This window comes from Halobacteriovorax sp. RT-1-1 (assembly GCF_047085455.1).
Taxonomy (GTDB): Bacteria; Bdellovibrionota; Bacteriovoracia; order Bacteriovoracales; family Bacteriovoracaceae; genus Halobacteriovorax_A.
In genome coordinates this window covers 1,050,279-1,071,658 of the sequence record NZ_JBKIXZ010000002.1, presented here as the reverse complement: position 1 = coordinate 1,071,658, position 21,380 = coordinate 1,050,279, and the positions used below count along the sequence as shown (strand labels likewise).

Here is a 21,380-nt window from a genome sequence, read left to right as displayed (position 1 = left end):
GGATTAATAATGAATATCCAAGAATTAACAGACCAATACTTAAATGATCTAGCAACTTATGCTAAATCAGATTCAAATAAGGAAGCCTTGAATAATTTTAAGGCCCGTGGACTTCCACACACAAAGATGGAAGACTGGATTTATACGAAACTTACAGATGTATTACCTGAAAAGTTTACAGTTACAACTGAGAAAGCGATGCTTAAAAATGTTAAGGTTGCAGGAAAGTATCAAGTTGTTCTTTTAAATGGTCAGTACTCTAAAGCAGACTCATTCTTTCCAGAAGAAATCACCGTTGAGCACAAGGCACTCGTAGCAAATGAGGCCAATTGTGACCAAACAGATATCTTTGCCATGCTTAATGCTTCTGCTGTCGAAAATATTATTGAAATCAATGTACCAAAAAATGTAAGTGTTGATGATATTATCTCAATTGTTCATATTTCAGACTTTGATGGAGAATTTGCTCTTCCTCGTATTCACGTTAACGTTGAGCAATTTTCAAAGGTTAGTTTTGTAGAGATTTTCACGGGAAGTGACAAGGCATATAATATAAACGCTGTCTCAAATTTCAAAATTGCAGATGGAGCAAATGTAAGCCACGTAAAAGTACAAACAGATGGTGCAAATGCATTTCACGTAAGTAGTGTTAATGCTGACATTGCAAAAGATGCTCACTTCAAATCATTTACTTTTACAACTGGTGCAAAGAAATCACGTAACGAAATGAGAGTGCGTCTTAATGGGACAGGTGCAACTGCAAGTGTTGATGGACTATACGCTCTTAGAGGTGATCAACATACAGACAACTTCTCACTAATTTCGCATATCAAAGAAAGAACAGATAGTTCTCAGCTTTTCAAAGGAGTTCTTGATAACAAGGCCCGTGGAGTTTTCACTGGGAAAGTTCTTGTTTGTCGAGACGCTCAACTTGTAAATTCTGAGCAATTAAATAAGAACCTACTTTTATCTAAGGGTGCTCACGTTGATACTCGTCCACAACTAGAAGTTTATGCTGACGATGTTAAGTGTGCCCACGGTGCAACAGTAGGACAAATGAGTGATGAAGAAGCTTTCTATCTACAGTCTCGTGGTTTATCAAAAGAGCGCGTGCAAAAACTACTTATCCACGCATTCTGTTCAGATGCAATTACAAAAATTGAAGATGAGAAAATTGAAAACTTCTTAAGTGAAATTCTATTTGAATCATTTGAAAAAACACATTTGATGAAATGGAAAAGGAATCTTAATGGCCTTCGAAATTAATGCTATTAGAGCACAATTTCCACAACTAGAAAGAAAAGTACATGATAAGCCACTTATCTACTTAGATAATGCTGCATCTACTCTTAAACATATTAATGTAATCAATACTGTTAATGAGCATTACTCACATAATGTTGCCAATATTCACAGAGGAGTTCACTACCTAAGTGAGTTTGGAACTATTAAGTATGAAGAAACACGTGATGCGATTCAATCACTGATCAATGCTAATTCAAGAGTTGAAATTATTTTTACTAAAGGAACAACTGATAGCTTAAACTTAGTTGCGAACTCTTTTATTCCTTACTACTTGAAAAAAGATGATGTCATTCTAATCTCAACTATGGAGCACCATTCAAATATTGTACCTTGGCAGATCCAAGCAGAAAAGATTGGGGCTAAAGTTAGAGAGATTCCAATTACTGATGAAGGAGACATCAACGAAGAAGCTTATGTGAAGCTTCTTTCTGAAGGTAATGTAAAACTAGTTTCAATGGCCCATATTTCAAATAGCCTTGGAACAGTTAACAATATCAAAAAATACATTAAGCTTGCACATGATAATGGTGCCTACTTTTGCGTTGATGCTGCACAGTCGATTGCGCATGAAAAGATTGACGTTCAAGACTTAAATTGCGACTTCCTCGCCTTCTCATCTCACAAGATGTTTGGACCAACTGGAATTGGCGCACTATATGGTAAAGAGAAACTTCTTGAATCTATGCCACCTTACCAAGGTGGTGGTGATATGATCGATGTTGTGACAATTGAGAAAACAACTTATAACGATCTTCCACATAAATTTGAAGCTGGTACACCTCATATTGCTGGTGGTATCGGGCTTAAACCAGCAGTTGATTTCATCGTTAATTGTGACCTCGATGTTATTAAGAGTTATGAAAAAGAGCTTCTTGATTATGCAACAAAACAAATTCTTGAGGTTGAAAAGGTTCGCTTAATTGGGACAGCAAAAGAGAAGGCCTCTGTTCTATCATTTGTCGTTGAAGGCGCTCACCCACACGATCTAGGAACACTTTTAGATCGCCAAGGTGTTGCAATTAGAACTGGTCACCACTGTACGCAACCATTAATGAAAAGGTTCGGAATCGGTGCTACTGCAAGGGCCTCGTTCTCGTTGTATAATACAAAAGAAGAAATTGATAATTTTATAAAAGCACTACATAAGGCCATCAACTTCCTATAAGAAGTTAAGGTAACAAAGGTAAAGTATATGAGTGAAGTAACAATCGACATTCAACCAACACCAAACCCAAATGCACTTAAGTTCATTTTAAATCAAAATGTAAAAGCATCTGGTTCTTCAACTTTTAGAACACCAATGGAGTGTGGAGAGGTTAACCTAGGAGTTAATCTTTTTACAATTCGTGGAATTGACCAATTACACTTTTTTGAAAATGTTATCACAGTGACAAAATTCAATTATGAAGATTGGGATGATATTGAGCCAAAGATCCTTGAAACAATCAAGCACGATCTACCAAATCACAATCCAGAATATGAAGAATTTGACCCTGAAAAAGAACGTCGTGAAAACCTACCTCAAGAGCTAAAAGATATTGAGGCCGTACTTGATCGTACAGTTAGACAATACCTACAAGCTGACGGTGGAGATATTCAGACTGTTTCTTATGAAGACAATATTCTACTTGTTCGTTATCAAGGTGCATGTGGGACTTGCCCATCATCGACAACTGGAACTCTTGAGGCAATTAAGTCAACTCTAAGAGCAGAGTATAATCCAGCGATTGATGTTTACATTGCCCCTGATTGGTAGCGCCCGCGTCATTGACTGGCATAGGCCAGTCAATGGGACGCTGCGCGCGCGCCCCTAATCTTTAGCTTGCCAATAAATACGAGAGCGAGGGTTCAGTCTGCTTCAGCTCCTGCCTCCCGCAGACATACAGGTCATCGTGACCATAACGCCCGAGCGGTTCGTCACAGGCGCCAATGGCACAAACTATTTCAAAAATCACCTACCCAACAATCGAATAGATAATCATAAAGTGCAACGTCGCGGCCACACAAACGAATAGATGAAATAATTCATGATAACCAAACCACTTGGCATACCTACCAGGCTTCTTTAATCCGTAAAAAATAGCACCTATTGTATAGAGAACTCCACCAGAAATTAAGAGCGAGATATTTGTCATCCCTAATTTTGGGATAAGCTCAGATAAATATGGAAGAACCATGTAGCCAGGTATCAGATAAATAATTGCACTTACCTTCTCAGGTAAATTTGGAAAGAAGATTGATTTTAAGATACCAATTGCAGCAACAGTCCAAATACTAATAAGCAAAGTCGAACCGGACTCTCCATTTAAAACAAGAAGAGTTATAGGCGTACAAGTTCCTGCAATCATCACGTAAATAGCACTATGATCTAGCCTGCCAAGAAGGTCTCGTGCTTTAGGCTCCCAATGAATTCGGTGATAGAAGGCACTCACTCCAAGCATCATTAGAAGGCCTAGAGAATAGATGATAGTCGAAATATACTGAGTGGTATTTACACTTTTAGCTATGAGAAGTGAACAGGCTCCAAGGGAGATAAAGAACATGGCCTGATGAGACCAACCTCTGAGAATGGGCTTTTGCTTGGCTTTTTGCATATAAGGAGCATACCCTCGATAAGCGTTCAACTAAAGCCAAGGCCCAAGCTTTTACATTTATATTACATTGTTACAACAGCTGTTGTAGAGCATGTTCTATAAATCAGAAAATTTCATTTTGATTAATTCTTTTTTTACAACACCAAGAAGCTCGCGACACTCGCCTTCTTCAAGGCCATATAATTTATGAGAAGTTTGTAGCTCTTTTGGTTCTTTGAAATCATTTTTAAAACTTTGCAATCTGTTATTAAGATTATTTCTAAGCGTTCTCATTTGCTTTGGCGTGTATTCTTTAATTTCTTCTAATAATTCTTGTAGTCTTTTAGACATTTTCTACCTCTTACTAATCTTGCAATGCATCCGAATTAGGATTCAGGCACCTTACATAAATTCCTAAACTGTGTAAAATTAAAATAAATTGTATTGATCAAATCAATTAAAACTATGACCATTAAGTATTTTCTTATAGACACCGATAGTTTGATGTGCCAAACTTATATTTAACAACTCTAACAAAGGGGTAATTTATGATGATTAACAACTGCTACCGTCTACTTTGTGAAATCACGAAACTAGAGAAAAAACTTGAAGAGATTCAAGCTGTGGCCCAGTCCCATGGAGTTGAAATTGATGCCAATGAGATCTTAGAAGACCTCATTAAGGCACAGGCCAGCTAAAGGCTAGGCCCAGTCCTTTGGATAGTAATACTCCATCATCTTCTTATGCTCTGGCTTTGTTGGCTCGTAACGATAAGTAAACTTCACTCTCTTTGGTAGTGAAATTAAAATTGAATCTGTACGGCCATTAGATTTAAGACCAAAGTGAGTTCCTCTATCATGAAGAAGATTAAACTCAACGTAGCGGCCACGACGATGTAATTGGAAATCCACATCTTCATCATCGAAGGCTTCATTCATTCTCTTCTCAACAAGTGGGAAGTAAGACTTGATAAAGTTTGAAGAAATCTCTTTAAACATGGCCAGGTCTTTAACAGGGTCACCTGAAAAGAAATGGTCGTAGAAGAATCCACCGACTCCACGCATTTCGTCTTCTCTGTGCTTATTTACAAAATACTTATCACAACGATTCTTCCAATCATCCCAGTATCCATATGGTTCACAGGCGTCCTTCCAAACCTTGTGAAAGTACTCAAAGTCTTCTTCGTGTGGAAAGTAAGGAGTTAGGTCTGCTCCACCACCAAACCAAATTTTTGAACCGGCCTGAATCATACGAAAATTTGCATGAGTTGTTGGAACTTTTGGATTTGTCGGGTGAATGATGAGAGAAATTCCCGTTGCCCACATTTGATTATTATCACCACCAATATTAGCAGCAAATTTAGGATCAACTTCACCAGAAACAAGAGATGTATTTACACCAGCGTTCTCAAAGATCTCTCCTTCAAAAGCGCGAGTGATTCCACCACCGCCAGGATTTCCAGCGTAGTCTTTTCTCTCCCAAATATCTTCATTTAAGTTAATTTTTCTATCGATTCTCTTAAGTTCGTCACTAATCTGATTCTGTAAAGTTTTAACATGTTCGGCAAATTCTGATTTGATATTTTCAATATCGTAAGACATGGCTAAAATCCTAGTTAGTTATTTTTTAAAAACCCAATATATCAGAAAAGAACTGATATGATAATTATCAGGAGTAGAATTAATGCTTTATTATCACAATCCAAGATGCTCTAAGAGTCGACAAGGTCTAGAATATTTAGAACATAAAGGCATCCAAGAAGGTGTTGGCTTTAGGGTTAAAGAATATCTGAAAGATGGGGTTGAGGAAAAAGAGTTTATCGACTTAGTGAAATACACAGGTCTAGCTCCACTAGAAGGTCTAATTCGTACAAAAGAAGCGCTATTTAAGGACCTAGGTCTTGCAGGTAAAGAGTTATCGAATATTGAATGGGCCAAAATCGTTCACGAAAACCCAAAGCTTCTTGAGCGTCCAATCCTTGTTAATGATAACAAGAAAGCGGTAATCGGTAGACCGACAGAGAATTTCGATACAATTATCTAAGTACTCTAAATTACGTATTGTGGCAGTTCACTCTGCCACAAGTTCTTGTCATATCAGAAAGTTAGCCCAATCCAAACTCCCTTTATTTTTAGCCATTTACACAAGTTTCAGCTTAAGAAATTAGTTTGATCTACGATAAGTATAAATGAGATTGATTTTGTGGGGACTCATTATGAAGGTACTAAGACTTGTAATTTTATCTGTAGCAATTTTAGCGAATATTTCTGTCTTGAATGCAAATTCAGAAAAGGGTGTCGCCAAAGTTATGAAAGTAAGAGGAAATGTCTTTTACTCCCAAACTAAAAAGCCACTAGCGAAGGGAGATTGGGTACCAGAGGGTGCTAAGATTACGACCAAGGCCCGAAGCTTTGTAAAGCTACTCTTTATCGACAAATCAAATCTTACTCTCGGTGCGAATTCTGAAGTTGAAGTGGAGCAATTCCCAAAAAAGAAAGCAGGAATTATAAATCTTATTAATGGTCAACTTCGTTCAAAAGTATCTAAGAATTACCTAGAGATCGACAAGAAGAAATCAAAGCTTTTCATTAAAACTAAAACTGCGGCCATGGGTGTACGTGGTACTGATTTCCAAGTTAACTTTAACCCTACCAATAATAATACGACACTTATTACATTTGAAGGTGCCGTTGCGATGGGTTCACTTACTAACTTTAAGAAGAGCCGCTTCCTACAAGACAGACTTGAAAAGGTTGTTTCATCACCTACTTCAGTTATGGTTCGCCAAGGACAGCTTTCTGGGGTTATGCCAAAGGTTGATTCAAAACCAATGGCACCGGTAAAAATTAATAAACAACAGCTAAAGGCCCTTGAGGCAAATGATGGATCTAAAACATCATCAAATGACGATCAAAAGAAATCAGAGAAAAAACAGATGAGTCGAAATATCATTCCTCCAGGAATGGATAGCTCAAAGTTTAGTGGAGCAGGTGGATCTGAGATCATGGGACAAATGGCCAAGGCCGACGCTAGTATCAAAGTACCTAGTGCACAAGCTGCTACAACGATAGCTTCATCAAGAGTGCAGACAAAAGGAACAATGACCGAAGGTGGTTATGTCGATACGAATAATGTTCTCTATATTCCACCACCAAAAAATGCTCCAGTAGACCCAATGACTAATGAAGTTATTGTTCCTATTCAAATGGGAAGCTTCGATAAGGACACTGGTGAGTATAAGAATGACTTCTATGTGGTAAATGAAAATGGAGATATGATTCCAAAAGACCCAGTAATCACTGTTAACCGCATACCTGCTTCTGATGGGACTGCGCCAGAGCTCGTACCGACTGGACCAATCAATATCTTCGATCAAGACGAAGTTGATGAATTTGACGATCCAATAGGCGCTCCTATTCCTTCAGACGATACAAAGCCACTTGATGGTGGCCCAGATATTATGGAAACGACAATGGATGATCGCGACCAAATGCTTGATCAAACAAATACGACTTCAACAAATCGAGCACGTGTTAAAGTCATCCTTGATCGCCAATAAATAACCGAGTTCTAAATTCAGATATGGCCACAGCTAATTAGCTCTGTGGCCAAATTCCCTCTATTCAATTGTCCTATTTATCAGTAAAATTATTTATAAATACCTAGATTTTAATAAAAAGTTAAAGGACTGACTTTGAAAAAAATTTTTATCGCACTGGCCTTAGCTAGTATCACATCAGTGGGACTTGCCCAGAGCATGACTCCTGTTTACCGTGCATTTGAAAACTCAGATTACGAGAAAGTTATCGAGTTACTTAACTCTCCAAATTATAAGAATTTTAAAAGTGCGAAGTCACCTGGTGTACGTGACTACCTGCTGGGGATTTCTTACTCTCGTATTCAAGAATATAACAAGGCGATTGAAGCATTTAATTCTGCGCTAAAAAAAGGAAACAAGGCCAGTGAGCTCTACTATGAATTAGGACAGGCCAACTTTGCGATTAACAATTTAGATAGTGCCATTGAAAACTTTAAAAAGTCAGAGAAGGCCAAGTATAAAGTCGAACAATCAAATTACTATATCGCCTATATCTATCAGCTTAAAGAAGAACCAAAGAATGCCAAAATCTACTTTAGACGACTTTTAAAAGACAAAAAAACTTCTAAAGAGATGAAGCAGATTTCATACTTTCAGATAGCAAATATGAATTTAGAAATCGCCAGAGAGACAAGTCGAACCAGAGAAATAGTCGAAAAGTATATCCTGCCAGATTATTACAAGGCCATCGATCTTGACCCAAATAGTTCCACTGCTGATGATATTGATAATCGTATAAAAGAAATAAAAAAAGAATTCTTCTTAGAAGAGGATAAGCTTGTAAACGGAGATCCTCTACCAAGTGAAAGACTAAGCCTAAGTGTAGAAGAGAAAATTACATATGATAATAATGTAACCCTATCAGATGACCTTCCAAGTTCAACAGGCACGAATAAAGACTCTTTCATTTCTCAAACTCGTTTTAATATTGATAAGGCTTTTAACTTTAAAAGAAGATATACAATTACACCTTCTTTAGAGATTAAGAATACAATCTATACAGATCACGTTGATTCAGAAATTTATTCAAATGATAGTTATAATATCACTCCTGAAATTGATATTGATTTCGCTTATCGCTACAATAAAAAGCCTGCTCGTTTTTTTACAAATCTCATTTATGACTATCAAGCAAAAGATATTAATGCTCAAAAAAGTAAAGAGTTCAACTATCGCTCTCAGCAAATAGAGCTTGGTAGTGAGATGCCTTTTTTCGAAACGGGTAATACAACTCTAACTTTTAAGTATCAAACATATTCATACTATGTAGATAGTCTAGAGCGTAGCTCAATGATTCTTTCCGCTGATCAAATTATCAAAAAGACCTACGGTATCTTTGTCTTATTATATCAATTTGATAGTAGTGATTACACAAACTCTCCAAACTTGAATACGACTTCTCACCTATTTCGTGTTGATTATATTGTGCCAGGCCTTTTTCCAAATACTAGTTTCAATGCCGGACTTTCGACAAACTTCATTAGTTATGAAGATGCTGCAACTGATGCAAGTCGAGGGCTTGAGATGACGACTTCATTAAATGCAAAACTTACACGTGTTATTAACAGAAATTTTGCATTTGGTTTCGAGTATATCTACACAAATAATAGCTCGGATGAGGACACAAGTAACTATACTGCCCATCAAACGGGTATTGACTTCTCTTATTATTACTAAGCATTAAGAAATACGGATTGCTATGAAAAATATAATTAAATACACGGGACTGTTTTTTATCATTTTATTTTCGTGCGTCAGTGTCTTCTTCTCTCTTTACTCTAGAACATATGATATAGGTTTTAGAAATCTCACTTCATATGCATCATTTTTTGAAAATCGATTCTACGATTTTAGAATGATGCAAACGATGGATCAGAATACACCAAATCCAAAACTAATTCTTGCCGATATTGATGATGATTCAATTAAAAGACTCGGTTCTTGGCCAATTACTCGCTCTCATTGGGGTACAATGGTAAGAAAACTACGCGGCTACGGGGCAAAAGTTATTGCCTTTGATGTCTTCTTTTCAGAAGCATCTCAAACATGCAACGATGTTAATCCAGATGATGAGTTAATTTCGGCCATTGAATACTTTCATGAAATTCCAAATAATCGAGTCATTATGCCTTATAACCTCGAAGTATATGGGACTGACCACTATCCTACTTTACCAGAAGACCTATATCTTTTTGCCCTAAACACAAAGGCCGGTGGAGTAAATTATGATATGGAGCCAACGATTATTTCAAACTCCGTATACCCTCTACAAGGAATCATCGATGCAGAAGCATCTCTAGGCTTCATTGAGGCCAGCGCAGATAATGATGGCGTTATCAGACACTATAAAGCACTTGCATTTCCTTACAGAGAAATTCATGTACCTTCATATGGGCTTTCATCATATATGCATTGGATTGGTGAATTTGATGAGAACGAAGAAGGTGAAAATAAGAATGTTTTTAAAACAGAACTTGATCTCAGTACTCAAGGTGGAGTGCCGATTCTAAAAACCAAAATGGGAGATGTAGAGTTAAACCTTAGAGGTGAAACTAAAGTACGCTGGATCGGAGGGGCCGATGCATATACTAGAATTCCAATTTATCAAATCATCGAAAAAGACCCTAATGATCCTGAACTAAAAAAATTATTTGAAGGCTCTCTTGTCTTTGTAGGTGCAACTGCATACGGTGCACACGACTTAAGAAATACGCCAATCGACTCAATGCTACCAGGAGTTCTGTTCCACATGAACTTCGTCCAGATGCTAATAGATGGCCACTTCTTTAAAAAATTTATCGACTCGGCCAAACTATCTTGGGCCCTACTTGTCATATCTGTACTAATACTCCTCCTAGTACAATTTAAAGAAAACCCTATCTTTGATCTATTTACACTCGTGGTCTTGATCTCAGGTCTTTACTACTCTGATACTTTCTACTTTATTCCACAAGGGTATGAAACAAAGCTATTTTGGTGCTTCTTTGCCCTAGTCTTATGCTATTCGTGGAATACAATTGTTAACTTCTATATGGCAAACCAAGACAAGGCGTTCTTAAAGAATGCATTTGGAAGTTATATCTCTCCTGAACTTATTGATGAAATGTATGAAGCAGGCTCAGCGCCAACTCTTGGTGGTACATCAGGAATTCGTACGGCCTACTTCACTGATATTCAAGGCTTCTCAAGCTTCTCAGAAAAGCTATCGGCAACACAGCTTGTTGAGCTTTTAAACGAATACTTAACGGCCATGACCGATATACTTCTCGAAGAAAAAGGCACACTTGATAAGTATGAGGGAGATGCTATTATCGCTTTCTTCGGTGCACCAATGGAGCTTCCTGATCATGCTAAACGTGCCTGTATGGTTGCTCATCGTATGCAAGAAGCACTACTAAAGCTAAGAAAAAAATGGGTTTCAGAGGGAGACAAGTGGCCAAAGATTGTTCACGATATGAGAATGAGAATAGGAATTAACTCAGGGGATATCGTAACAGGAAATATGGGTTCTGCTTCTCGTATGAACTATACAATGATGGGCGATTCTGTAAACCTTGCTGCCCGTCTTGAAGAGTCAGCAAAGCAATATGGTATTTTCACACAAGTTGCAAAAGAGACGGTTGAGCTTGCAGGAGATGAATTTCTATGGCGAGAGCTTGATACGATTCGCGTTGTTGGTAAATCAATTCCGGTAACAAGTTATGACCTACTTGGACTTAAAGCAACTGCTCCAGACTATTTAAAAGAGCTTGCTGATAAATTTTCAAAAGCTATCTTACTTTATAAGGCGCAAAAATGGGATGAGGCCATTGATTTATTTAAACACACTCTAGAGCTAGAATATATGCGCTTTCCTGATCTGAAAGGTGTAAAAACAAATCCATCTGAGATTTATATTAAACGCTGTGAAGATTATAAGGTTATCCCACCTCCACCGGAATGGGATGGTGTTTATACATTAACAAGCAAATAAAAAAAGCCTGCATAATGCAGGCTTTTTCTTAATTTGCTTTCATATAATCATAATCAATAGTAAATTTCACCGATTCTATCTTTGTATCAGTTTTAGGAATCGAGGTATTTATGAATCTAACACGATACTCTCCTAAAACAGAAGGTCGGGCATAAAACGGTACAACCTCGTCATTTGTAAGGTTTTTACCTAGAAGTGCTTCAAGGAATTTAAAATTAAGCTTTGAAGGCTCCTTAGGAAAATGCTCTCCAGATTTAGTGTTAACTGTTACTCCCCAGCTATACTCTTTCTCTTGTGCGAGCTTATATAGAACACCATTCTTTTCGATAATGTGATCAGCACCATGTTCAACAACTAAATCAAAAGTAGGAACTTTTTGACCGTTATCATAACTAGTATATTCTGTTTCGATTTTAAGGTTTCTAAATTTTAAGTTCTCTTTACCAGCAAAAAGTGATTTTATCTCAAAGAAATTAATATAAATATCCTTTCCATCATTTAAAGCTTCAATTTCTTTTTCCTTCAAATAATATGGAAAGCTACTATTTATAATTTCATCTTGAGCTAGAGAATCAACAGATTTACGAAAAACTTGCGATAATATTCTTTGATTCATTCTAAAGTAGTCTTCTAAGTCAGCTTTACTACCAACCTCACTTTCCTTAATATCATCTTCCATTTTCTTTATAATTGTATCTAGAGAATCGTAAAAGCCTATCTTTTCACCACTCATTAATCGGTATTGATAAGAATTATAAAGGTCATAATTATAAGAAAGGAGTCTATATTTTGCATCCTCTATAATATTCTTGAAATCTTGGCTTAAAATATATTTACTTTCATTTAGTAACAAATACTTTTCATCTGAAATTTTCGAAATTTTATTAAAACCTTCATTAATTCCAATAATGATATCTGAAATCTGAGAGTTGATGAATCTAACTTTTTCAGAAACAAGTTTTCTTTTTTCAATAAGCTCTCTTACAATTCGAGTAACCTCATTAAACATAGGGTCAGTTTTTTGAATCTTTTGAATCTCCTTCTCTACTTCATCCTTCGGGAAAGTAATTTTCTTATAATCTTCAATCTCTTCCATCGTTTGTTTGACAATAGGTTTAGCGAAATCAGTAACATCTTTAAGATATTTTGCTAGAACTTTTTTACGCTCTTCTCTTTTTCCTTCTACTTTAGAAGCCTTATCTAACTCAGCTTTAAGTGTACTATACTTAATCTTTTTAAAACCCTCATTCCAGTTATTCTTTGATTTAACCATGTCTTCATTTACTTCTTTTACAGATTTATAAAGACTATAAGAATTTTTTAAAGACTCTGTAATTGATGTTGCGTTAACTCCTTTATCAATAAATGTAGCAAGTGCACCTGTTGCAATACCGAGAGCTGGTTGCCCAATCGGAATAACCGAAGCAACAGCAGCAACAGATTTAACCGCCTTTAGAAATTTGATTTTACTTCTTCTATCATCGACATTTCTTCTCGCTCGCTCTTCGATCATATTTTGGAGACGATCGATCTCCTTCTTAAAGGTTTCTTCATATCCACGTAACTGTGAAACCTCTTTATTCAAAGCAGGTATTTGTTTTACAAGATCAGGAATAAGGTTATTACTACTTTCCAAGTCGTTATAAATACTATCTTGAAGTTGACTTAAAAGTTTTAATCTTTCTTCAGTGCTAACTTTTTTATTCTTATCAAGTGTCGCATAGTAAATGATTTCTAGAGAGTTTAATAATTCCTGTTTATAAACTTCAGTTGAAACCTCAAGACCAATAATTGGTACCGTATTGATTTGTTTATTAAAGTAGTTATGACCAATTTTAAGTTTTTGTAGATTTGTAAATATTGATAAACATAGATTCGTACGCTCAACATCGTCTTCGTCGATCTCTTGGCAGTATATAGCAAGTCCAGAAAAATATTCATATGCTTCATCAAAATAGTTACCTAAGTACAGATCTTTTCCATACTTGATTGCTCTTTCTAAATAACTATTTGTAATCCAACCATATTTATTAATGCTATCTTCGATAAATTCAACATTTCCGATATTTCCAAAATGAATTGTTGCCTTAGGTGACTTAACAGGTTGACCATCTATAAACTCTTTCTTAGTCGTTTTGTTAACCTTATCATTATGCCACCAAATATGATAAGCAGGGTTTGGCTTTCCAGCAGAACCACCAATATAGTCTGGAGCATCCTTACCTGTTGCTCCACCATTATTTATAATTAATTCTTTAGCAAGCGATACTGTACTTATAAAATTTCCACCGTTTCCACCGACACCAGCACTTCCACCAGGAATTGCATCTTCACCATCTGAAGGCCATACTTTATGCCCTATCTCTTTTTCTAGTTTAAAGTAACCATTACTCTTTACAAGTGTTGAAGGTCCACCTCTTTGACCTGGCCTAGGCCCAATTACAACATACTTATATATTTCCTTGTAAAGAACTCCTCCTCCTTGATCAATATTAGAATGATCTTCTCCATCATCACCATCCTTACCTAATCCAGCATCTTGTCCTTTTCCCCCAACAAGATTGAAGACAGCTCTTTTTGGTCCTTGAATCTCTAACTTTGCAATATTTAGATGAATATTACCGGCATTAGCTCCGGCCTTGCCATCTGTATAGACTTTAGCTCCATCAGAAATGAATGATGGTGTTGTTGAAATTTGTCCAGTAGGACCAATAATGAGTTTCTCAGCATTGATTGTAATATTAGTCGAAGGTAGCCAAATTTTAGAATTAATTACAATTTCTTTTGCATCAATAATCAACTCTTTCAAATCGTATTGATTACTTAAATAATCATCAAACTTATTTCCATCATCGATAATTAATTTAATGCCGCTTAAGCGAGCAAATTTTAAACCTTCCTTAAATTGAGTGTGGTTTAGCTCATTTTCACTAGTTATTCTTTGATAAGAAAAATCTGAATACCGTTCATCAGTGATATTTCGATCATCAAATCTTTTGTTAATAAATGGAGCCGCATTAATCGCATGAATCATTGGTTGTAGCTGTACATCTCCACGAGAAGTGGAAGAAGTAGGATCTGAAGTAACATCGCCAATTTCGCTGTTTTCGATATTATTAGTGATATGCTGAATATTTTTATCACCACAAGAAATGAATAGTAGTATAACCACGATAAAAACCGGTCTCACGTATGCTCCTTAATAATTAATTTGTGAAAATGTACAACACCAAGAGATGTACATCCAACAAATTCTACCCAACTAAAAAATTTACATTTATAAAGTGAAATAAAACAACGTGATTTTAAGTGGTTATATAAAAAGCCGGACTTTAATCCGGCTTTTATATTTCGAAAAGTATATAGAATTTTAGTAGTTTAATACTTTAAGAGCAGCTTCTACAACACGGTCTGTGTTTGGAAGAACTGCTTTTTCAAGGATTCTGTTGAAACCAACTGGAGTGAAAGTCGAACCAACACGTTGAACTGGAGCATCTAGAAGCTCAAACCCTTTGTCGTTGATCATGGCAGCAACTTCACCACCAAATCCACCAAATACCTTATCTTCGTGAACAACTAGTGCTCTATTTGTTTTCTTGATTGAAGCAAGAACACCTTCTTCATCTAGAGGAGCAATTGATCTAAGGTCAACAACTTCTACGCTATAACCTTGAGCTGCAAGTTTCTCTGCTGCTTCAAGTGAGTGGTGTACTGTGTTTCCGTAAGTAATAATTGAAAGATCAGTTCCTTCACGTCTTACACGACACTTACCAAATGGAACTTCAAAGTCTTCTGGTACAACAGTCATTGCTTGTTTTGCGTTATATAGAGACTTTGGCTCTAGGTATAGAGTTGGCCCTTCACTTCTCATTGCAGTTCTTAGAAGACCAGCAGCATCGTCAGCGAAAGCTGGGCATACAATACGTACACCAGGAATACCTGCTAAGTTACCTTCAAGGTTTTGAGAGTGGTAAAGTCCACCACCGATATATCCACCAGAAGCAAGTCTGATTAGGATATTAGGTGCAAATGCTCCGTTTGATCTCCAGTAATCGTGAGAACACTCTACGTATTGCTCCATTGCTGGCCAGAAGTAGTCAGCGAATTCAGCACCTTCAACAACAACTCTGATGTCTTTGTTGAAACGTGAGAAACCATTTGCAGTTCCTAAGATATAGTCTTCAGCGATTGGACCGTTAAATACTCTGTCCTTACCAAATTCTTGTTGCATACCTTTTGAAACGTTAAAGATACCACCTTTATCTTTGTTGGCCATATCTTGTCCCCAAATGAAAGTATCTGGGTTATGTCTAAATTCTTTCTTAAGTTGACCATTGATTGCATCGATGAACTTCACCTCTTCACCAGACTCATTGTGAGTACCGTCAACATACTTCGTTGGAACGTGTGGCTCTGGAAGTACGAAGTCATAGATTGACTCAGGAGTTGGGTTTGGAGCTTTCATTGCTTTCTTGTGAGCTTCAAGTAGCTCAACTTTTGCAGCTGCATCGATTTCATCTAGCTCTGCTTCAGTGAAGATCTTGTTAGCAACAAGTTCTTTTCTAAATGCTACTAATGGATCTTGAGCTGCCGCTTCTGCTCTTTCTTCTTCTGAACGATAAAGCTCGTGCTTATCAGAGTTAGAGTGAGAGTGAATACGTACACAACGAGCGTGAACAATTACAGGCTCTTGTTGAGTTGCTGCAATTTCTCTTGCAGTTGCCATCGCGTTCATTGAATCAAAGATATCTTTTCCATCACAGTGAATGATGTGAAGGTTTAGGAAACCTGTAAAGTTATCAGCAACGTACTCGTTTGCTGTTTGATCACATTTTGGAACAGAAATACCGTATCCATTATCTTGGAATACAAATACAACTGGAAGCTTCTCGCGAGATGCACCGTTGATCGCTTCATAACAGTAACCTTCAGAAACTGAAGACTCACCTTGTGAAGAGTAAACAACACCATCATGCTTATAACGGTTGAATGCTCTTGCAGTACCTACAGCGTGTAGCGTGTGGTTACCTGTACAAGAAGATACGTTATGAATATTCCACTCTGGCTTTGCAAAATGGTTAGACATGTGACGTCCACCAGAAGCAAGGTCAGTGGCTTTTGAAATACCATTTAAAAGAATTTCTTCTGCAGTTAAACCTGCCGAGAATGCAGTTAGCATGTCACGGTAGTATGGGAATAAGTGGTCTTTTCCTAATTCGAAAGTTTGACCAATTGCTAGTTGGATTCCATCGTGTCCTGCATATGGAGCGTGGTAAGACCAACCAATCGCTTGCTTAAGATAGTTTGGCGCACGATCATCTAACATACGTCCAAGACTTAGTAGCTCATACCACTGCTTAAGTGTTGCTTTATCTGTGTTTTTCCAAGTGTACTTTTTCTTAGGCTTAAGAACAGTTGCCATTATCAACCTCGTATTTTCATCTAGTTATAAATCTTAAGTGAAACGGAATTTAACCATAATTTAACGGAATTGGAAAGAAATAGTGGCGCTGTCGTAACTAAAGACAATACTTTTTATGACCACTCGCGCAAGCGTATTCTTGGTATTTTTTTGAAAGTGCTGGAGAATCAGATTCTATCAATTCTCCAAGCTTTCCACAGGCCAGCATACTACCACCGCGACCTTGCCGGCAGGCCTTATTTAAAAGGCTTTTGTAATCATCTTTAGGCAATAATTTTTTCTTGATCTGGCTTAACTCATAGCAAGATGACGCATCATTAATCTCACAAAGTCGTTCAATATATTTCAACTCTAGCTGCTTTTTATTGTCTAACTTTGCCAGTTCTCTACCATCGAGACAGGCCTGAAGTTGACGACTTTGAGAAAAATCGTCACGGAAACATACCGTATGAGCATCACCTCTTAGTTTATCTTGTTCAACTTGAGTAACCCTCTTTTGTAAAAGCCCCATGATTGGATCAAGAAATAAGGCAATCACCCCCACAGTGATTGTAAGAAATAGCCACCCAGGAATTGCTTCAATTAACTGACTAAGCTTCTTCACATTTTAAATCAATGAATTCAAATTTTGTCACATCAACTAATCCCATGTCTGTTATTTTAAGAGTTGGAATAACAGGCAGAGCTAAGAAGGCCATTTGAATAAAAGGCTCACTTACCGCAACTTCAATTTCTTTACATGCGGCCTTAAGTCTTATGATCCCCTCATTGATTGTTTCAGCAGACTCTAAACTAAGAAGACCTGCAATTGGAAGCGCAAGAGATGCAGTGACTCTCCCCTTATCCACAACACAGAAGCCACCAGCATTCTCAATAACTTCATTAGCAGCTGTTGCAATATCTTGAGGCGTCTTTCCAATAACGACAATATTGTGAGAGTCGTGAGCAACACTTGAAGCAATCGCTCCACGAGTTAGCCCCATACCTTTAACAAGGCCCAAACTAGGCTTGCGATTTTGTCCGTATCTTTCAATAACTGTTATAAATGAAATATCATCTTGCTCAAATTCTTCACCATCAAATTTTACTTTTAAGTGATTTGTGATGATTTCATCTTTTACAATTTCCATCACGTTATATGTTCCTGGTGTCAGGTCATAATTAAAATCAGTAGGTGCTAAGAAATTTCTCTTAATCGTATTTTCTTTTGGCGGCTGAGACTTTTCTAATTTCTCATTAACCTTTGCAGGTAAATCAAGCTCACTTACAAGCTTACCTTTTTTAAATACTTCCTTCACATCAACGTCTTCAAGTTTTCCAACAAGAACGATATCAGCTTGTTTACCAGGAGCAATCAGACCTAGTTTCTTTAAACCAAAGTGTTTGGCGGCCGAGAAGCTTGATAGCCTATAAGCAATGTGTGCAGGTGTTCCAAGCTCATTAATCATTTTCTTGATCATATAGTTAATATGACCTTCATTAAAAATTTCATATGGGTTTCTATCATCAGTACATAGTAGACACTGACAAGAGTTAAACTCGTTAACAACTGGGGCCAGAGTTTTTAAGTTCTTGGCAACAGATCCCTCACGAATAATAAGTCCCATACCTTTTTGAAGTTTTTCTTTTGCTTCATCTGCAAAGATTGTCTCGTGACAATTTTGAATTCCTGCTGCGATATAAGCATTAAGCTGTTTTCCACGAAGCATTGGCGAGTGCCCGTCAAGATTAAGCTCTGCAAACTCTTCAACTTTTTCAAGTACACCTTCCACACCATTGATGACACCTGGAAAATTCATCATTTCAGCAAGGCCAAGAACACGAGGATGCTCCTTATATTTTTTCATATCAATGATATCAAATTGACCACCGTTTGTTTCAAAGCCAGGAAGAGCAGGAATACACGAACTCACCTGAACAAAGAGGTTTTGATCCATCAGTTCACTACATCTTAGAAACCAAGAAAAACCACGATCACCCATAACATTAGTAATCTCATGTGGATCACAAATGGCAGTAGTTGTTCCAAGAGGAAGAGTTAGCCTTTCAAATTCAAATGGGTGCATCATTGAAGATTCAACATGAAGGTGGCCGTCAATAAAGCCAGGAACCGCTGTCGCTCCACCAGCGTCATAAATACGCTTAGCAGGCTGCTCATCGTATTCCTTACCAATTCCTGCAATAGTTTTTCCAGAGATGGCAATTGAGCTCTCAACCACTTCCCCATTAACAAGATCTAAAATCTTTACATTTTTAATAAGTAAATCAATCTCACCATCGCCGCGAGCAGTCTTCAAAACCTCTCTTAATTCTTGTGGTGATAATTTTTGTGTTTCCTTATTTGCAAGTGACATCTTTGACCTCTATAATGTTGTGGAATCTTAATCCTACTATAACTAAAAGGAGCACTGGATGCCAATAGCTACTTATGAACAATACTGCGATATGTTAGATAGCGCTAAAAAAGGCGGATACGCATATCCGGCCATTAACGTAACATCTACTTCAACAGCAAATGCTGCCATCAAGGCCTTCGCTGATATGAAATCAGATGGAATTATCCAAGTTTCAACTGGAGGTGGTTCATTTGCTTCAGGCCAGGCCCTGAAAGATGAAGTCCTAGGTGCAATCTCTCTAGCTCAACACGTTCACCTTGTTGCTGCAAAGTACGATGTACTTATTGCTCTACATACTGACCACTGTCACCCAGAAAAAGTTGATAGCTTTTTAATTCCTCTTATTGAAGAAACAGAAAAAAGAAGAGCTCAAGGTCAACCAAACCTTTTCCACTCACATATGTTTGATGGTTCAGTTCTACCTACTGCTGAAAATATTGAAATGAGTAAGAAGCTTTTAGAGAGATGTGCTAAGAGTGAAATTATTCTTGAAATTGAAACAGGTGTTGTTGGTGGTGAAGAAGATGGTGTTAATAATGAAGATGCACCAGCAGATAAATTATACACAACACCAGAGGAGATGGTTGAAGTAACAAAAGCACTTCGCCCTCTTGGTAAGTTTATGTATGCGGCCACTTTTGGTAACGTTCACGGCGTCTATAAGCCAGGTAACGTAAAGCTTCGTCCACAAGTTTTAAAAGACGGACAAGCTGCTGTTACGGCTGAGCTTGGAGCAGATGCAGAAAACTGGCTAGTTTTCCACGGTGGTTCAGGAAGTGAGCTATCTGAAATTCACGAAACACTAAACTATGGTGTTGTAAAAATGAATATCGACACTGACACTCAATATGCATACTCTCGTCCAGTAGTTGATCACATGTTCAAGCACTACGATGAGATGCTAAAGATCGAAGGTGAAGTTGGAAACAAGAAACAATACGATCCTAGAACTTGGATGAAAAAAGCTGAAAACGCAATGACTGAACGTATTGCACAAGCTTGTCGTGACTTAAAGTCAGATGGAAAGTCGATCAACCTTTAATTAAAAAATTCTAAAGAGTGGGTATTACGAAACTCGTGGTACCCACTCATACTTCATTAATAAATTCTTCACAATTCATCCATATACTAAAAATATGAAAGTATTAATTAGTGGTGGTTCAGGTTTTATTGGCACAAATTTAACACAATCTTTGCTTGAACACGGCCACGAGGAAGTGCGCATACTCACACGCGATATTTCAAATAAACAAAGCAATGAGCAAGTAAAGTATTACAAGTGGGATGTGGAAAAAGGCGAAATGGATATGGCGGCCCTTATGGGAGTAGATGCCGTCATTAACCTTGCTGGTGAAAATATCGCAGACTCCCGTTGGAGCGAAGAAAAGAAAGACAAGATCTATAACTCACGTATCAACGCGACAAACTTACTTCACGACAAATTAAAACAGCTTGGAACAAGAGGACTCCCTCTGCCGAAAAAATTTGTTAGTACTTCGGCAATTGGTATTTACGGCGACCGCTCCGATGAAGAGCTCACAAGTGACAGCAGTATCAGCGGTGATTTTTTAGCCGAAGTCTGTCAGCACTGGGAGTCCAGCGCACTAAGAATTCAAAACCTAGATATTGATGTCAAAATTATCAGAGTTGGAATTGTTCTTTCAAGTGAAGGAGGTGCACTTGCAAAAATGCTCCCCGCATTTAACTTAGGTCTTGCAGGACGCATTGGCGACGGTCATCAGTACATGAGCTGGATTCACATTAGAGACCTTTGTGACCTTTACTGCTTCTTAATCGAACATGACACCGAAAAACAAGTCATAAACGGAGTAGCACCTAACCCAATTGAAAATATTGATTTCACACAAACACTGGGAAGAGTTCTTCACCGTCCTACTTTTATTCCGCTGCCAGAATTTGCAGCTAAAACAATTTTTGGTGAAATGTCTCAGATTATGCTCGCAAGTCAAAAAGTTTCATGTGAGGAGAATAAGGCCTGTGGCTTTGAGTACTCATTTAATTTTCTTGAGGCTGCTCTAAGAGATACCCTAAAGAATCATAGCGAATAATTTTCATCCTCTACTATCTTTCTATTTCAAAAAGAGAGATAATC

Annotated in this window: 17 protein-coding genes; 10 read left to right on the top strand and 7 right to left on the bottom strand. The window is 37.4% G+C overall.

Annotation, left to right across the window (positions count from 1 at the left end; all coding sequences use genetic code 11):
* Positions 1 to 9: 9 nt before the first annotated feature.
* Genes sufD through ACMAWV_RS15490 form a run of 3 tightly spaced genes read left to right on the top strand, consistent with a single transcriptional unit; the run spans position 10 to position 3,061 of the window.
* Positions 10 to 1,266 carry a Fe-S cluster assembly protein SufD gene (gene sufD / locus ACMAWV_RS15500; protein ID WP_412470052.1) on the top strand — a complete coding sequence of 419 codons (1,257 nt, stop codon included), beginning with the start codon at positions 10 to 12 and terminating at the stop codon, positions 1,264 to 1,266.
* Positions 1,250 to 2,470 carry an aminotransferase class V-fold PLP-dependent enzyme gene (locus tag ACMAWV_RS15495; protein ID WP_103219033.1) on the top strand — a complete coding sequence of 407 codons (1,221 nt, stop codon included), beginning with the start codon at positions 1,250 to 1,252 and terminating at the stop codon, positions 2,468 to 2,470. The genes sufD and ACMAWV_RS15495 overlap by 17 nt, the downstream gene beginning before the upstream one ends.
* 27 nt (positions 2,471 to 2,497) lie before the next feature.
* Positions 2,498 to 3,061 (top strand): NifU family protein, encoded by a 564-nt coding sequence (locus tag ACMAWV_RS15490; RefSeq protein WP_103219034.1) that lies wholly within the window; start codon positions 2,498 to 2,500, stop codon positions 3,059 to 3,061.
* Between the two features lie 199 nt (positions 3,062 to 3,260).
* Here the strand turns inward: ACMAWV_RS15490 and trhA are convergent, their stop codons facing one another.
* Both trhA and ACMAWV_RS15480 read right to left on the bottom strand, forming a co-directional pair.
* The gene (gene trhA / locus ACMAWV_RS15485) at positions 3,261 to 3,899 is read right to left on the bottom strand and encodes a PAQR family membrane homeostasis protein TrhA (protein WP_103219035.1); all 639 of its coding nucleotides are present in this window, start codon (positions 3,897 to 3,899) and stop codon (positions 3,261 to 3,263) included.
* Between the two features lie 96 nt (positions 3,900 to 3,995).
* Positions 3,996 to 4,229 (bottom strand): hypothetical protein, encoded by a 234-nt coding sequence (locus tag ACMAWV_RS15480; RefSeq protein ID WP_103219036.1) that lies wholly within the window; start codon positions 4,227 to 4,229, stop codon positions 3,996 to 3,998.
* 197 nt (positions 4,230 to 4,426) lie between these two features.
* Between ACMAWV_RS15480 and ACMAWV_RS15475 the strand changes: the two genes are divergently transcribed.
* Positions 4,427 to 4,576, top strand: a complete 150-nt coding sequence (locus tag ACMAWV_RS15475; RefSeq protein WP_158246941.1) for a hypothetical protein — start codon at positions 4,427 to 4,429, stop codon at positions 4,574 to 4,576.
* Positions 4,577 to 4,579: 3 nt separating this feature from the next.
* On the opposite strand, the gene hemF is transcribed toward ACMAWV_RS15475, so the two are convergent.
* Positions 4,580 to 5,479, bottom strand: a complete 900-nt coding sequence (gene hemF / locus ACMAWV_RS15470) for an oxygen-dependent coproporphyrinogen oxidase (RefSeq protein WP_103219037.1) — start codon at positions 5,477 to 5,479, stop codon at positions 4,580 to 4,582.
* An 82-nt stretch (positions 5,480 to 5,561) separates the two neighbouring features.
* On the opposite strand from hemF, the gene ACMAWV_RS15465 reads away from it, so the two are divergent.
* The 4 genes from ACMAWV_RS15465 (at position 5,562) to ACMAWV_RS15450 (ending at position 11,449) form a co-directional block, all read left to right on the top strand.
* Positions 5,562 to 5,921 carry an ArsC/Spx/MgsR family protein gene (locus ACMAWV_RS15465; RefSeq protein ID WP_103219038.1) on the top strand — a complete coding sequence of 120 codons (360 nt, stop codon included), beginning with the start codon at positions 5,562 to 5,564 and terminating at the stop codon, positions 5,919 to 5,921.
* 172 nt (positions 5,922 to 6,093) lie between these two features.
* Positions 6,094 to 7,437 carry a FecR domain-containing protein gene (locus ACMAWV_RS15460; protein WP_412470053.1) on the top strand — a complete coding sequence of 448 codons (1,344 nt, stop codon included), beginning with the start codon at positions 6,094 to 6,096 and terminating at the stop codon, positions 7,435 to 7,437.
* 135 nt (positions 7,438 to 7,572) lie between these two features.
* Positions 7,573 to 9,153 (top strand): hypothetical protein, encoded by a 1,581-nt coding sequence (locus ACMAWV_RS15455; protein WP_412470054.1) that lies wholly within the window; start codon positions 7,573 to 7,575, stop codon positions 9,151 to 9,153.
* A 22-nt stretch (positions 9,154 to 9,175) separates the two neighbouring features.
* Entirely contained in the window at positions 9,176 to 11,449 is a 2,274-nt protein-coding gene (locus ACMAWV_RS15450; protein ID WP_412470055.1) for a CHASE2 domain-containing protein, read from the top strand.
* A gap of 28 nt (positions 11,450 to 11,477) precedes the next feature.
* On the opposite strand, the gene ACMAWV_RS15445 is transcribed toward ACMAWV_RS15450, so the two are convergent.
* From ACMAWV_RS15445 to adeD, 4 genes are all read right to left on the bottom strand, one after another.
* On the bottom strand, positions 11,478 to 14,639 hold the full coding sequence (locus ACMAWV_RS15445; protein ID WP_412470056.1) for a coiled-coil domain-containing protein: 3,162 nt from the start codon (positions 14,637 to 14,639) through the stop codon (positions 11,478 to 11,480).
* A gap of 180 nt (positions 14,640 to 14,819) precedes the next feature.
* Positions 14,820 to 16,871, bottom strand: a complete 2,052-nt coding sequence (locus ACMAWV_RS15440; RefSeq protein WP_392992317.1) for an alpha-ketoacid dehydrogenase subunit alpha/beta — start codon at positions 16,869 to 16,871, stop codon at positions 14,820 to 14,822.
* A 97-nt stretch (positions 16,872 to 16,968) separates the two neighbouring features.
* Positions 16,969 to 17,475 carry a hypothetical protein gene (locus tag ACMAWV_RS15435; RefSeq protein WP_412470057.1) on the bottom strand — a complete coding sequence of 169 codons (507 nt, stop codon included), beginning with the start codon at positions 17,473 to 17,475 and terminating at the stop codon, positions 16,969 to 16,971.
* Complete coding sequence (gene adeD, locus ACMAWV_RS15430; protein WP_412470058.1) at positions 17,462 to 19,225, bottom strand: adenine deaminase; 1,764 nt, start codon at positions 19,223 to 19,225, stop codon at positions 17,462 to 17,464. The genes ACMAWV_RS15435 and adeD overlap by 14 nt, the downstream gene beginning before the upstream one ends.
* A 58-nt stretch (positions 19,226 to 19,283) precedes the next feature.
* On the opposite strand from adeD, the gene fbaA reads away from it, so the two are divergent.
* The gene (fbaA, locus tag ACMAWV_RS15425; RefSeq protein ID WP_103219046.1) at positions 19,284 to 20,309 is read left to right on the top strand and encodes a class II fructose-bisphosphate aldolase; all 1,026 of its coding nucleotides are present in this window, start codon (positions 19,284 to 19,286) and stop codon (positions 20,307 to 20,309) included.
* Between the two features lie 94 nt (positions 20,310 to 20,403).
* Positions 20,404 to 21,336: a TIGR01777 family oxidoreductase gene (locus tag ACMAWV_RS15420; RefSeq protein WP_103219047.1), complete on the top strand. Its 933-nt coding sequence runs from the start codon at positions 20,404 to 20,406 to the stop codon at positions 21,334 to 21,336.
* The last annotated feature ends 44 nt before the right edge of the window (positions 21,337 to 21,380 follow it).